13 protein-coding genes are annotated in these 13,460 nt (G+C 67.5%); 7 read left to right on the forward strand and 6 right to left on the reverse strand.

The features are described from left to right. The first annotated feature begins 38 nt into the window (after positions 1–38). Positions 39–2,783, forward strand: a complete 2,745-nt coding sequence (locus LDO29_RS05255; RefSeq protein ID WP_224078732.1) for a LuxR C-terminal-related transcriptional regulator — start codon at positions 39–41, stop codon at positions 2,781–2,783. Between the two features lie 87 nt (positions 2,784–2,870). Here the strand turns inward: LDO29_RS05255 and LDO29_RS05260 are convergent, their stop codons facing one another. The 5 genes from LDO29_RS05260 to pedF all read right to left on the reverse strand — a co-directional run bounded on the left by LDO29_RS05260 (position 2,871) and on the right by pedF (position 6,836). Further along, positions 2,871–3,254 (reverse strand): hypothetical protein, encoded by a 384-nt coding sequence (locus LDO29_RS05260; RefSeq protein ID WP_224078733.1) that lies wholly within the window; start codon positions 3,252–3,254, stop codon positions 2,871–2,873. Positions 3,255–3,479: 225 nt separating this feature from the next. After that, positions 3,480–4,076 carry a cytochrome b gene (locus LDO29_RS05265; protein WP_224078734.1) on the reverse strand — a complete coding sequence of 199 codons (597 nt, stop codon included), beginning with the start codon at positions 4,074–4,076 and terminating at the stop codon, positions 3,480–3,482. Then, positions 4,063–5,127, reverse strand: coding sequence for a cytochrome D1 domain-containing protein (locus tag LDO29_RS05270; RefSeq protein WP_224078735.1), 1,065 nt, complete (start codon positions 5,125–5,127; stop codon positions 4,063–4,065). Before LDO29_RS05270 ends, LDO29_RS05265 begins: the two co-directional genes overlap by 14 nt. Before the next feature lie 254 nt (positions 5,128–5,381). Beyond that, positions 5,382–6,266 (reverse strand): substrate-binding periplasmic protein, encoded by an 885-nt coding sequence (locus LDO29_RS05275; protein ID WP_224078736.1) that lies wholly within the window; start codon positions 6,264–6,266, stop codon positions 5,382–5,384. A gap of 90 nt (positions 6,267–6,356) precedes the next feature. After that, entirely contained in the window at positions 6,357–6,836 is a 480-nt protein-coding gene (gene pedF, locus LDO29_RS05280; protein ID WP_224078737.1) for a cytochrome c-550 PedF, read from the reverse strand. A gap of 285 nt (positions 6,837–7,121) precedes the next feature. On the opposite strand from pedF, the gene LDO29_RS05285 reads away from it, so the two are divergent. Next, positions 7,122–9,128 carry a sigma-54-dependent Fis family transcriptional regulator gene (locus LDO29_RS05285; RefSeq protein WP_224078738.1) on the forward strand — a complete coding sequence of 669 codons (2,007 nt, stop codon included), beginning with the start codon at positions 7,122–7,124 and terminating at the stop codon, positions 9,126–9,128. Between the two features lie 11 nt (positions 9,129–9,139). Here LDO29_RS05285 and LDO29_RS05290 read toward each other — a convergent pair whose 3' ends face one another. Further along, positions 9,140–10,042: an alpha/beta fold hydrolase gene (locus tag LDO29_RS05290; protein WP_224078739.1), complete on the reverse strand. Its 903-nt coding sequence runs from the start codon at positions 10,040–10,042 to the stop codon at positions 9,140–9,142. Between the two features lie 116 nt (positions 10,043–10,158). Between LDO29_RS05290 and pqqA the strand changes: the two genes are divergently transcribed. The 5 genes from pqqA (at position 10,159) to pqqE (ending at position 13,421) form a co-directional block, all read left to right on the forward strand. Beyond that, entirely contained in the window at positions 10,159–10,233 is a 75-nt protein-coding gene (gene pqqA, locus LDO29_RS05295; RefSeq protein WP_012355514.1) for a pyrroloquinoline quinone precursor peptide PqqA, read from the forward strand. 171 nt (positions 10,234–10,404) lie between these two features. Beyond that, positions 10,405–11,322 carry a pyrroloquinoline quinone biosynthesis protein PqqB gene (gene pqqB, locus LDO29_RS05300; RefSeq protein WP_224078740.1) on the forward strand — a complete coding sequence of 306 codons (918 nt, stop codon included), beginning with the start codon at positions 10,405–10,407 and terminating at the stop codon, positions 11,320–11,322. Continuing rightward, complete coding sequence (gene pqqC, locus LDO29_RS05305) at positions 11,319–12,011, forward strand: pyrroloquinoline-quinone synthase PqqC (RefSeq protein ID WP_224078741.1); 693 nt, start codon at positions 11,319–11,321, stop codon at positions 12,009–12,011. Before pqqB ends, pqqC begins: the two co-directional genes overlap by 4 nt. Beyond that, positions 12,008–12,280 (forward strand): pyrroloquinoline quinone biosynthesis peptide chaperone PqqD, encoded by a 273-nt coding sequence (pqqD, locus tag LDO29_RS05310; protein ID WP_224078742.1) that lies wholly within the window; start codon positions 12,008–12,010, stop codon positions 12,278–12,280. The genes pqqC and pqqD overlap by 4 nt, the downstream gene beginning before the upstream one ends. Beyond that, positions 12,252–13,421, forward strand: coding sequence for a pyrroloquinoline quinone biosynthesis protein PqqE (gene pqqE, locus LDO29_RS05315; RefSeq protein ID WP_224078743.1), 1,170 nt, complete (start codon positions 12,252–12,254; stop codon positions 13,419–13,421). Before pqqD ends, pqqE begins: the two co-directional genes overlap by 29 nt. The last annotated feature ends 39 nt before the right edge of the window (positions 13,422–13,460 follow it).

Below are 13,460 nucleotides of genomic sequence, written 5' to 3' on the forward strand. Positions count from 1 at the left end.
CCGGATAATCCATGCAAACAGGAGTAGAGGAGATCCCCTTGCACGCCCACCCTCTCCCGTCCGGGACCATCGGCGAACACGGCCTGCCGGGACTGGTGGCATCCAAGCTGGTGCCGCCGGCCAGCGGACCGGCGACGCTGGCGCGGCCGCAGCTGGTGCAGGGCATGTTCGATGCCAGCGCGGCGCGGCTGGTCCTGATCCGCGCGGCAGCCGGCTTTGGCAAGACCACCCTGATGCAGCAGTACGCCGCCCAGTGCGCGGTACGCCAGCGCGGCATGGTATGGCTGCGCCTGGACACCGGCGACAATGACCTGCGGCGGTTCCTGGTCCACCTGGACACGGGCCTGCAGGCGCTGCACGGCAAGCGCAAGGCCGCCCGCGTACCCGCGCCCATGGATGACCAGGCCGGCCCTCGGCTGGCGCACCGCATCATCGAACAGGTGGCGGGCGCCGTCCTGCCGTTCAGCATCCTGCTCGACGACTTCGAGGCCGTGCAGAGCGCCTCGGTCCTCAACTTCGTGCAGCAGCTGGTCGAAGCCATCCCGCCCTGCGGCACCCTGGTGATCGCCTCGCGCGTCACGCCTGAAATCGGCCTGGGACGCATCCGCGCACGCGGGCAACTGCAGGAGATCCACCCTGCGCAGCTGCGCTTTACGCTGGAAGAGGCCACCGCGCTGATCCGGGAGCGCTGCCACCTGCCGCTGCGCGACAGCGAGATCGCCACGCTGCACCGCTGCACCGAAGGCTGGGCCACGGCGATCTACCTGGCCACGCTGTCGCTGCAGACGCGCACGGACCATGCGGCCTTCGTGGCCTCGTTCTCCGGCACCAACCTTGAACTCGCCGAATACCTCGCCGAGGACATCCTGGCGCAACAGAGCGAGGCCTGCCGGTCCTTCCTGCTCGAAACCAGCGTGCTGGGCCAGCTCAGCGCGCCGCTGTGCGACGCCGTCACCGGGCGGCAGGACAGCCGCGCGATGATCGATTACCTGGAACGCGCCAACCTGCTGCTGTTCCCGCTGGACGGCGACCGGACCTGGTATCGCTACCACCAGCTCTTCGCCAGCTTCCTGCAACACCGCCTGGACCTGCAGCAACCGGGCCGCGCCATGGCACTGCATCGGGCGGCGGCGCGCTGGTACCTGGAACAGCACCGGCCCGTGCCGGCGGTGGACCACCTGCTCCAGGCCGGACTGCACGACGAAGCGCTGCCAGAGATCGCGCGGCAGGCCGATGCGCTGCTCGGCGCCGGGCGCGTGCGGCTGCTGGTGCGCTGGCTGGACCAGATCGGCCCCGAGGCACTGGCGCGCTATCCGCGCCTGCGCCTGGCGCGCGCGTGGGCACTGCTGCTCAACCGGCGCTACCCCGACGCGCTGCAGGCCGTGGAATCGATCCAGGCGGAGCTTGACGACAGCGCCGACAGCCAGCGGCTCGCCATTGAGGCCGAGACCATCCGCTGCGTGTTGCTGGTCATGACCGACCAGGTCGATGCCTGCCGCCAGGCCAGCATGGGCCACATCAACCGGCTGGGGCCCGACGACCTGTTCCAGTACTGCATCCTCGCCAATTCACTCGCCTACAGCCTGATCTGCACGCATCGCTACGACGATGCGCGCAGCGTGCTGTCGCGCGCGATCCAGCGCGGTGCCGATGAGCGCTCGGTGTTCATGCGCAGCATCGCCGATTGCCTGGAGGGCATCATCGACCTGGTGCAGGGCCGGCTGGGCAACGCGCTGGCGCGCTTCCACACCGCCTCCATGCGCCCGTGGGAAGACACGCCGGGCGAGATTGCCGGTGGCAAGCCCGCCATCGACACCTCGTGGTCGCTGGCGCTGTATGAGAATGACGCGCTCGACGAGATGGCCCGGCTGCTCGTCGATGCGCTGCCTTACACCAAGGCCAACGGGCCGCCCGATTCCGTGATCGGTTGCCACGTGCTCAGCGCGCGCCTGGCCCTGCTGCGCGGCGACAAGGAGCAATGGCTGCGGGTCCTGGCCGAGCTGGAGCAGCTGGGCCAGCAGGTCAACGCCGAACGCTCGGTGTGTTCGGCCTGGCTGGAGCGGGCCCGCGTGGCCACGCTGGAAGGCCGGCTCGAAGCCGCCGAGCAGGCGTTGCGCGCGGTCGACCTCTATGGCGGCTGGGAAGCCCTCGATACGGCAGGCCACGCCAGCGACATCGACCGTCCGTCCATCGCGCGGCGCCGGCTGGAAATCGCCCAGGGGCAGCATGCGCAGGCGCTGGCCGCGCTGGACGAGGCCATTGCCGCCGCCACCGCGCACCAGCGCTACTGGCGCCTGATCAAGCTGCGCATCCTGCGCGCCGCCGCGCTGGACGGCCTGGCGCAGCGCGACGACGCGCTGCACGAGATCACCGAAGCCTTGCGGCTGGCCAGCCACGAGGGCTTCCTGCGTACTTTCCTCGACGAAGGCGACGGGGTGGCCGTGCTGGTGCGCGCCTGGGCGGCGGCACATCAGGCGCAGGCGGCAAGCCTCGGCATCGCGCCGCAGTTTGTCGCCCGCCTGCTGGCAAAGCTGCCGGGCGCGCCCGCCGCGAGCGATGCGGAGCCCGCCCTGGTGGCCGGCCTCTCCGACAGCCTGACGGCGCGCGAGCTCGAGGTGCTGCAGATGCTGTCGGCAGGCCTGCGCAACCGCGTCATCGCGGAGAAACTGTTCCTGTCCGAACTGACGGTCAAGTCACACCTGCGCAAGATCAACGCCAAGCTTGGCGCGCAGAACCGCACCGAGGCTGTCGCCATCGGCCGGGCCCGCGGGCTCATCCCCTGACCCGGCGCAGGCCGGGCCGCGCATATGCCGCAGTGGCTCGGCCGCTCCGTGCGATGCATGCGTGCGGGCATGAATAACGTGGCCCGCTCAAGCCCCGTCGAGGAACGGGCTGCGCTGGCCAAGGCGGGTGCCGAGCGCATCGGGCGCCAGGCGCATGCTGGCCGGATCGATACCCTGGCCCGCGCCGCCGGCCACGGTCGGGTCGACCGGTACGGGCGCCATGCTCGGCTGTCCAGCGGTCTGTGCGTAAGTATTGCCGCCGGCGGGCATGGCCCCGGCTGCCGGGCTGGTTGCCGCCGGTGCGGCCTGGATTGCCTGTGCGCCTTGCATCGGCTGGGCTGCAGGCGCCGCCGGCTGGATGGATTGCATCGGCTGGGTCGCCGGCATCGGCTGGGTCGGCTGCGCGAACAGCGGGTAGGACGCGAGCATCGCGCCAGCCATCAACAGGGATTTCGCCAGATGTTGCTTCATTCGATTACCTCCTGGAATAGCCTACAGGCATGGGAGTAATCACTGTAGCGGCGCGGCGCCTGACATTCTGTTCGATTTTGCAACCGGCATTTACGAGGCTTGCCATCGGGTAAGTGAGGCGTTATTCGCGGGCGCGACGCGCGACCCCGTGGTTGCAGGCAAAGAGTTCTCACGAAGTGAGGTGTTGCGATGCTTGCCACACGCCTGCCCTCACCATCCCGCGGCCTATCTGGAAGAATCGCGCCTGCCGGGCAGCATGCGTTGCGTGCAGGCCAGCGCATCGAGCCGCTCGTGCTTGATCACGCCAGCCACATGCAGGACGACCAGGCCGAGCAGAAGGTATGAAGTCGTGGCATGCACCGTGTAGAACAGGTGTTGCAGCGTCATGTCGACCCAGCCCCAACGGGGCAGAGGCAAGCCCCAGAAGCGCGTGCCGTATTGGTTGAACGACGATCCCAGATAGCCGGATAGCGGCATGACGACCATGCACATGTAGAGCACGCAGTGCGTGATGCGTGCCACTTCCGCTTCCCAGCGGCGCAGCCCTGGCATTGGCGGCGGCACGGGCCGCCGGATCCGCTCGGTGATGCGCCATGCAATCACGAGGGCGGCCGTGAGCCCCAATGACTTATGCAGATTCACCCATTCGGCTTTTCCAGGCGTCCCCCGCGCCAGACTGGTCATGTAGTAGCCCAGCGGAAACAGGGCAAACAGCAGCAGGGCATTCACCCAATGCAGGGCGATCTGGACGCCCGCATATGCGCGCAGCGCCGTGGCAGGGCTGTCGCTGTGCGCGCCGCCTACCGGGTTAGCGTGGCGCATCGAGGCTCCCGACCGAGATGGGATAGGTGACCACGCCCCACGGCATCTTGTAACCCTGCAGCGTGTCGACGACCTCATAGCGCTTCGGATCGATCACCTGCAGGCTGTTCGAGCGCCCGCAGGCGAGCAGCAGCTTCTGCGCATCGGGGGTGAAACTGAAATGCCAGCAGCGCTTGCCAACCGGCACCACCGCCACCGGGGCCAGGCTTCGGGCGTCGAAGACCTGCAGGCGGTCGGCGCGGCTGGCGGCGACCCAGAGATACCGGCCTTCGCGGTCGAACGCGACGCCATAGGGGCCGCGTTCGGTCGGTATCGTCTTGATGAGCCTGAAGCCGGTGTCCAGCAGCAACAGGTTGTCCGAGTTTTCCATCGTGACCACATAGGTCTTGCCATCCGGCGCAATCTTGATGCCGCGCGGCCGGCTGCCAAACGGCGAAACGTCGACCGACCTGACTCTTTCAAAAGTCGCCAGGTCATAAGCGACCAGCGTATTGTCGCCTTCATTGGCCACTACCAGCAGTTTTCCGTCCGGCGAGAACTCGATGCCTTCCGTTTCGCGGGATGCCTTGATGCGGCCGACTATGCGCCATTGGCCGAGGTCGACGACGGCCACTTCGGCCAGGATTTCGTCCTGCGCTTCCTCCTTCCCGGTATTGCGCTCGCTGCCTTGGGGTCCGCCGCGCGACGAGGGCTCGTAGGTCACGAATGCACGGCGGCCGTCAGGGGAGATCCGCATGAACTCGACGTTCTTGCCGATGGCAATACGCCTGACTTCCTTGCGTGTGCCAGTGTCGACCACCGACACGTCGGAACTCCCCTGGTTGGCGGTGAGTAGCCAGCGGCCGTCGGGTGAAACCGCCAGCCCGCGTGGATCGCGTCCGACCTCGATGTCGGCGACCGGCGTGACCGTGCGCGTGTCCAGCACGGTCACGCCGCCCCCTTGATTGGTGACATAGGCAACCCCGCCTTCGGCAGCATGCGCCTGCCATGCCGGTCCCACGCTCAGGCAGGCCAAGGCCGCCATGCCGATGCAACGGATCAGGAAATTCACGGTCTCGCTCTCTTTCTCTTTGGCAGATTCTGGCGGACTTGCGTGCCGACAGCCCACTCCACGCGCCTACCTTGGTGTCGCGTGTCGCTGCATTGCGAGCAAAAAGCGGGCCATCGTTGCCCATGGTGCATAGCCCTGTGTTCTTCGCCGGAATGCAGGGGTGATGATTGGGTTATCGCTCTTGGCAGCGCCGGCGCCAAGAGCGACGAGCAAGTCATCACCGAAGCCCCGCACCGGCTCGGGCCGCCCTCTCCCTATGGCTCCTGCAAGGTCACCCCATGGCTGGCGAAGATGCGGGCCAGTTCGCCCTTGCGCCGCAGCGACTCCATGGCATTCTCCAGCGATTCGGCGAGCGCCTTGTCGCCAGCCTTGATGGCCATGCCGATGGCCCATCCGCGCGGCGGCAACAGCGGCGAACTGATGTCTGCCGTGGCAAAGCGCGAAGCGGACTGGTTTGCGGTTTTCAACGCGCTCTCGTATTGCGCGCGGGTCACCATGGCAGCGGCGATGTCACCGGAAAACAGCGCGCGCAGGGCGTCGTCGGCTTCGGGGTAGATCTTCACTTTGTCACGCAAGGCGCCGCCCGCACCGGACAACAAGGCATTGGCGCCGGCCGAGCCGGCGGCTGCGCCGGTGGCCTGGCCGGCCAGGTCTTCCAGGCCGCGCACGTCCGGCACGCGCTCGCGGTCGCGCACCAGCACGAAGGTCTCGCGGTAGTAGGGTGCGAAGATCAGGGCCTGTTCGTTGGCACGGATGAAGGCACGGTCGACCGGCACGTGCAACATCACGTCCGCCGGGCCGTAACCAAGGTAATGGCCGCGCCATACCATCGAGCGCAGGTCGTCCGCCATGTCATCGCCGGCATCGAACGGCAACAGCGAGACCTGCAAACCCAGCTCGTTGGCCAGGGCCCTGGCCAACGCCACGTCGATGCCGGCGTACTGGCTGCCCGCGCCCGCCGAGAACGGTGGCAAACCCTTATAGACCGCCACCTTCAGCGTGCCGTTCTGGCGGATCCGGGCCAGGTCTGCCAGCGCCGGCGGGGTGCAGAGCAGCGCGCCGGCCGCCAGTATGGCGCCGCACAGCCTGCGCCGCGTGTCGGTCGGTTCGGCAGGGGGCGGACAAAGCCTTGGGGACATGGGGTCTCTCCTGAACTTGAAGGTCAAGGAATCTGGGAAAGGTGTTCGCAAGGGGTTCGCAAGGGGTTCGCTGGCGGCGATCGCGCAGCCTCACTCGCGCCGCGATTCCAGGTAGGTCTTGATCGCCCACACCGCTTCCTGGCTCAGCACGCCGTCAAACGGCGGCATGTAGACACGGCCGTCGCGGGTGCGGCCCTTGCGCACGGTGGTGGTGAAGTACTGCGAGATCTCGGTCATGCAGGCCTGCTTCTTCTTGGCATCGGCCAGCGACACGCAATCGCCGTCGAGCTTACGCAGGTCGGGGGCGATGCCGCCGGACACCGCTTCCAGGCCGTGGCAGCGTGCGCAGTTCTGGTTGTAGGCCGAACTGCCGATCCGCTGGGCCTCCTGTTGCTCGCCGCCGGCCCGATAGGGGTTATCTGGACGCCACTCGTCGCCAAGCTGCGGCAGGGACTTGGTGTCGACGGCTTGCGGCGTGACATCGCCGTGGGCCAGCGCGGTTCCGGCCGGGGCGGCGCCCAGCATGGCGCAGAGCGAAAGCAAGGCAAGCAGGCGGCGCTGCGTTTTCATGAATGTCTCCTACAGTGGTGGATGGGGTTTTTGTTTGCGACCATTTCCGCAAGAGCCATACCAGCGCGGCGGATCACGCGCCGTACCGACTCGGCATGGTTTCCGGCACCTGCTCCGGGCATGTGCCGGGTACCATTGCCACGGCGGTGTCCCGGAATGCCACACACTGGCAAGCGTCTTGCTACATGACGCAACACTGTCGAGCGCACGCCAGGCCATGGCGATGAAGTTGCCGACTGCGACCCGCGCAAAGATCGCGGGCGACTATCCACAGGAGACTCAGACATGACCATCCCAGCGGAGCCCTCTCGCCCTGCCGCAGATATGGCGGGCGATATGGCCGCCCAGCCCGGGCGCGACGAACAGATTGCCCTGGCCCACCAGCGTTCCGCCTCGTATGGCCTGCGCCCCTATGAATCTCCGGACTTCTGCCCGGTGCTGCAGAGCGAACTGAAGACGCGCATCGAACGCAGCCAGTCCCTGTTCACCTACGCGCTGCCGGTAATGGAAACGCTCTACGACCAGATCGTGAACACGCAGAGCATGGTGATCCTGACCGACGCCGACGGCCTGATCCTGCACTCGCTGGGCGACGATGATTTCCTCGCCCGGGCCGACAAGGTCGCGCTGCGCGCGGGCGCGGACTGGTCGGAGGCAAGCCGCGGTACCAATGCCATCGGCACCGCCCTGGCCGAGAACCGCGCCACGCTGGTCCACGGCGCCGACCACTTCCTGGAGGCCAACCAGTTCCTGACGTGCTCTTGCATGACCATTCTCGACCCCTACGGCAAGACCGTCGGCGCGCTGGATGTGACGGGCGACCAGCGTGGCTTCCACAAGCACACCATGGCGCTGGTGCGGATGTCGGCGCAGATGATCGAGAACCAGCTGTTCGGCAACGCGTTCCGCGACATGGTGTGCATCCGCTTCCATTCGCGCGCGGAGTTCCTGGGCACGCTGGTGGAGGGGATCGTCTCGTTCACGCCCGGCGGGCGCTTCCTGTCGTCAAACCGCAGCGGACAGTTCCAGCTTGGTATGTCCAATACGGCGCTGCAGGCGCATACCTTTTCTTCACTGTTCGGCATGCCGATGTCCCTGCTCTTCGATGCGGTGCGCGGCGCGCCGGCCGGCATCGTGCAGTTGCAACTGCCGAGCGGCGTCAAGGTCAGCGCGCGCGTGGAGTGGAAATCCAGTGCCACGTCGATGCCCGGTTCGGTGGCCGCGCCTGCGGGCACCCCGGATGCCATCGCCGCGCCGCGCCGCCTCTGCACGGCGCCGGCCCGGCCCGAGGGGCTGGCCGACCTGGACACCGGCGACGCGCAGATTCGGACCGTGATCGGCAAGCTGCGCAAGGTCATCGGCAAGGACATCCCGGTGATGGTGCTGGGCGAGACCGGCACCGGCAAGGAACTGATGGCACGCGCCATCCACGCCGACAGCCCGCGGCACGCAGGGCCCTTCATCGCGGTGAACTGTGCGTCGATCCCGGAGAACCTGATCGAGTCGGAGCTGTTCGGTTACGAGGAAGGCGCCTTCACCGGCGCCCGCAAGAAGGGCGGCATCGGCAAGATGCTCCTGGCCAACGGCGGCACCCTGTTCCTGGATGAGATCGGCGACATGCCGCTGCACCTGCAGGGGCGGCTGCTGCGCGCGCTGCAGGAGCGCGCCGTCCAGCCGCTGGGCAGCAGCAAGGTGATCCAGGTCGATGTCCTGGTGGTGTGCGCCACCAACCGCAACCTGCGCGAGATGGTCGCTGGCGGCCAGTTCCGCGAAGATCTGTACTACCGCCTGAACGGGCTCGTGGTGCGACTGCCGGCCCTGCGCGAGCGCAGCGACCTCGATGTGGTGGCGGCCAAGCTGCTGCGCCAGGACCAGGGCCAGGCCGCAGGGGAACCGCCCCGCATCCGGGACTCGGTGATGGAACTGTTCCGCCGCTATCACTGGCCGGGCAATATGCGCCAGCTCGGCAACCTGCTGCGCACGGCTCGCCTGATGGCCGAAGGCGAAGCCGAGATCACCGAGGACCACCTGCCCGACGACTTCCTGGATGACCTACGCGAGCGGCAAGAGCATGCAGCGACGCCGGGGAGCCAGCCATCCGCGGCTTTCCCCGTCGGGCAGCCCGGTGCACAGCCGACGCGGCTGGCCGAGGTCGAGGCGCTGGCCATCGTCGCCGCGGTGAAGGCACACCACGGCAATATCTCGGCGGCGGCCAAGGCGCTGGGCATCTCGCGCAATACGGTTTACCGCAAGATGGAAGAGGCGCGCGGGCTACCCCAGCCCCCGGGCTGATCCCGGCGATTTCAGTGCTGCCGTAGCGCTGTGGCGATGGCGGCGGCCAGGGCCTTGCCCAGGGCACCGGTGGCAAGGTGCCCGCCATCGACCCACTCCAGACGCGCCTGAGGCATGACGGCCTGCAGACGCCACGCATTGGCGGGCCGGCAGACCGCATCTGCCCGGCCGTGCAGCAGTGTCACCGGCAGGCCATGTGCGGCAATCGTCCGCGCCGCCCGAAGCAGGCCCGTCTTGCCCAGCCCGGCCCGGTTGCGCAGGTAGTGCGCCTGGATGCGGTACTTGGCGACCATTGACTCCCGCACGCGCAGGGACTGGCGGCGCGAGTGCTGTCGGGCGGACAGGCCCAGCAAGGCCAGCTCGCTCACGCGCCACGCCGCAGCAGTGTCCCGTTTCTGGACAGGTGTTCCACTTTGCAACACTCGTGACACAGTGAGCAGGGCAGCCCGTGCATCCGGCACGCGCTCCCCGCGCGGCTTGATGCCTTGCAGCATGCGCCGGCCGCCGGAGCGCGGCGCAAAAAGATTGGCCACGTCGTCGCGCCCGGTCAGGAACGCACCGCGCAACACCAGCGCCGCCACCGCATCCGGGTACTTGGCCGCATAGGCCAGCCCGAGCGTCGCACCCCAGGAGCCACCGACCACACCCCAGCGTTCGATGCCCAGCGTCTGGCGCAGCTGTTCCAGGTCGGCCAGCAGTGCGCCCACGTAATTCCGGCGCAGCGAACCCGCCGGTCTGGACTTGCCTGCACCGCGCTGGTCCGGCATCACGACCCGGTGCCGTTGCGGATCGAACCATGCTGCCATCGCCGCCGAGCAACCGCTGCCCGGGCCGCCGTGCAGGACCAGCCAGGGCTCGCCATCCGGGGGCCCGGCCAGCCGCACATGCACGCGCTGCGCGTCAGACGTACGCATGTAGAAGCAATCGGATATCCGGGATACGTCGGGCATGGATGTTGCCTTGAAGGGGATGCAGCAGCCAGTCTGCCGCGCCAACATGATATTCACTAACCATACCAAAGGAGAGAGACATGACCTGGACCACGCCTGCCTATACCGAGCTGCGGCTGGGCTTTGAAATCACGATGTATATCGCCAACCGCTGAAGCTTCCTGCACGCGGCGACATGCCAACGTCCCAGCATCACCGCCGCGATCGCAGGCGCAAGGTACGCAGGCGGACCGCAAGTCCCGTGAAGACGAGCAGGCACCGGGTCCGGCGTGCCGGGCCGCATGCCTGCCCCTTGCGACCATGATCCACCCCAACTCGCTCGCGCCATGACAACCATCCGCGTACTCGGATCGGCCGCCGGCGGCGGCTTTCCGCAGTGGAACTGCAATTGCCACAACTGCGATGGCGTGCGCCGCGGCACCGTGCTGGCCACGCCGCGCACGCAGTCATCGATCGCCCTGTCCGGCGACGGCCCCGATTCGATACTGGTCAACGCTTCCCCGGACATCCTGCAGCAGTTGCGCCAGACGCCCGCGCTGCAACCGGCACGCGCGCCGCGCGATACGGCGATCGCGGCGGTATTGCTGATGGATGCGCAGATCGACCACGTCACCGGCCTGCTGATGCTGCGCGAGCACCGCCAGGCCTTGCCCCTCTATGCCACGGCCGCGGTGCTCGACGACCTGGGCACCGCGTTTCCCCTGATCCGCATGCTTTCGCACTACTGCGGCCTGCAGACGCATACCTTGCCCGGCGACGGCACGCCATTCTCCGTGCCGCCGCTGGACGACATCATGCTCACCGCCGTGCCGCTGCAAAGCAAGGCCCCGCCCTACTCGCCCGGCCGCCACGCGCCGCGCGTCGGGGACAACATCGGCCTGCGCATTGAAGACCGCCGCAGCGGACGCCGCGCCTTCTATGCGCCAGGCCTCGGCACCATCGACGACCACGTCTTCGCCGAGCTGCATAGCGCGGACGTCGTGCTGGTCGATGGCACCTTCTGGCGCGAAGACGAGATGCAGGCGCTCGGCTTTTCCGCCAAGGCCGCCGCCGACATGGGCCACCTGCCCCTGTCAGGCCCCGGCGGCATGATCGAGATCCTCGACCGGCTGCCCGCTAGCCGCAAGATCCTTATCCACATCAACAATACCAACCCCGTGCTGGTGGAACACTCGCCGGAGCGCGCCGTGCTGGCACGGCACGGCATCGAACTGGCATACGACGGCATGGAAATCGCGCTATGACATCTTCCACTGCATTGAGCCCTACTGAGTTCGAAGCTCGGCTGCGCGCCAGGGAAAGCGGGTACCACATTCACCACCCGTTCAACCAGCGCATGGCTGCCGGCCGGTGTTCGCCTGAACAGATCCGCGCCTGGGTCGCCAACCGGTTCTACTACCAGGCCAACATTCCGCTGAAGGACGCCGCCATCCTTGCCAACTGCCCCGACCGCGACACGCGCCGCGAGTGGGTGGTGCGCATCCTCGACCACGACGGCACCGACACCCGGCCCGGCGGTATCGAGGCCTGGCTGCGGCTGGGCCAGGCCACGGGGCTGGAGCGCGAGGCCTTGCTCGACCATCGGCACGTGCTGCCGGGCGTGCGCTTCGCCGTCGATGCCTATGTCAACTTCGCGCGGCGCGCGCCGTGGCAGGAAGCCGTGTGCTCCTCGCTCACCGAGATGTTCGCGCCCAAGATCCACAAGGAGCGGCTGGCTGGCTGGCCCACGCATTACCCGTGGATCGAGGCCGCCGGGCTGGACTACTTCCGCTCGCGCATCCCGCTCGCGCAGCGCGATGTCGACCATGGCCTGCGCGTGACGCTGGGCTACTTCCGCACCCCGGAGCAACAGCAACGCGCCCTCGATATCCTGCAGTTCAAGCTCGACGTACTCTGGTCGATGCTCGACGCTATCCAGCTAGCCAACCCATGACCACCCATCCGCCAGAACTCGCCCGCCCCGTCCTGCACCGGACCTTCCGCCTGCAATGGGAAGAGGCCCAGCAGAGCTGGGTGCTGCTGTATCCGGAAGGCATGGTCACCCTCAACGACAGCGCTGCCGCCATCCTGCAGCGCTGCGACGGCGGCCATACGCTGGACATGCTGATCGACGACCTGCAGGCCGCTTTCGGCGTGCAGGGCATCGCCCCGGAGGTACATGCCTTTGTCAAACATGCAACCGAACGCGGCTGGCTGGTCTGATCGGCCTGCCGCCGCGCAGCCCGGCCCGCCGCTGTGGCTGCTGGCCGAACTGACCTATCGCTGCCCGCTGCACTGCGCGTTCTGCTCCAACCCGGTCGACTATGCCAGGCACACGGCTGAACTCGACACCGCGCAATGGTGCGACGTATTCACCCAGGCCCGCGCGCTCGGCGCGGTGCAGCTCGGCCTGTCCGGCGGCGAGCCGCTGCTGCGCAAGGACCTGGAACAACTGGTGCGGCATGCGCACGGGCTGGGCTTCTATACGAACCTCATCACGTCCGGCGTGGGCCTGACCGACGCACGGCTCGCCGCGCTGCGCGACGCGGGCCTGGACCATATCCAGCTGTCCTTCCAGGACTCCACCCGCGAGCTTAACGACTTTCTGTCCAGCACCCGCACCTTCGACCTGAAGCAGCGCGTGGCGCGGCTGATCAAGGCGCATGGCTATCCGATGGTGATGAACTGCGTGCTGCATCGGCACAACCTGCCGCATGTCGGCACCATCATCGAAATGGCGCTGCAGATGGGCGCCGAGTACCTGGAACTGGCCAACACGCAGTACTACGGCTGGGCCTGGCGTAACCGCCTTGCGCTGATGCCGACACAGGAGCAATTGCTGGAAGCCGAGTCCGTCGTCGGGCAATACCGGGCGCGCATCGGCAGGCAGTGCCAGATCCTGTTCGTGGTGCCCGACTACTTCGAAGGCAAGCCCAAGAAGTGCATGAATGGCTGGGGCACGACCTTTCTTGGCGTGGCGCCCGATGGGACTGCGCTGCCGTGCCATGCGGCGCGGATGCTGCCCGACCTGTCATTGCCGAATGTCACCACGCACGGACTGCGGGAGATCTGGCGCGACAGCGAGGCGTTCCGCCGCTTCCGTGGCACCGGATGGATGCAGGAGCCCTGCCGGTCATGCGACCATCGGGAGGAAGACCATGGCGGCTGCCGCTGCCAGGCTCTGTTGCTGACCGGCGACTCCGCCGCGACGGATCCGGTGTGCGAGCGCTCCGGCAAGCATGGCAGGGTCAGGGAAATTGTGTTGCAAGGCAGGCTCGCAACGCTGCAGCCGAACGTCGACGTGCAAGCGATGGTGTTTCGCAGCGATGGCAATTCACTGCGACTGAGCCGCGGAAACGAATGATGGGATGGTCAGCTGCCGGGGTGGCACTACGGACGTAGT

Source organism: Cupriavidus laharis, assembly GCF_914271435.1.
Lineage (GTDB): Bacteria > Pseudomonadota > Gammaproteobacteria > Burkholderiales > Burkholderiaceae > Cupriavidus > Cupriavidus laharis.

Coding starts and splice junctions, on each gene's coding strand:
- LDO29_RS05285 (WP_224078738.1), top strand. CDS start 7,122: ATGACCATCCCAGCGGAGCCCTCTCGCCCTGCCGCAGATATGGCGGGC.
- LDO29_RS05275 (WP_224078736.1), bottom strand. CDS start 6,266: ATGTCCCCAAGGCTTTGTCCGCCCCCTGCCGAACCGACCGACACGCGG.
- LDO29_RS05265 (WP_224078734.1), bottom strand. CDS start 4,076: ATGCGCCACGCTAACCCGGTAGGCGGCGCGCACAGCGACAGCCCTGCC.
- LDO29_RS05290 (WP_224078739.1), bottom strand. CDS start 10,042: ATGCGTACGTCTGACGCGCAGCGCGTGCATGTGCGGCTGGCCGGGCCC.
- LDO29_RS05260 (WP_224078733.1), bottom strand. CDS start 3,254: ATGAAGCAACATCTGGCGAAATCCCTGTTGATGGCTGGCGCGATGCTC.
- pqqB (WP_224078740.1), top strand. CDS start 10,405: ATGACAACCATCCGCGTACTCGGATCGGCCGCCGGCGGCGGCTTTCCG.
- pqqE (WP_224078743.1), top strand. CDS start 12,252: ATGCAACCGAACGCGGCTGGCTGGTCTGATCGGCCTGCCGCCGCGCAG.
- pedF (WP_224078737.1), bottom strand. CDS start 6,836: ATGAAAACGCAGCGCCGCCTGCTTGCCTTGCTTTCGCTCTGCGCCATG.
- pqqC (WP_224078741.1), top strand. CDS start 11,319: ATGACATCTTCCACTGCATTGAGCCCTACTGAGTTCGAAGCTCGGCTG.
- pqqD (WP_224078742.1), top strand. CDS start 12,008: ATGACCACCCATCCGCCAGAACTCGCCCGCCCCGTCCTGCACCGGACC.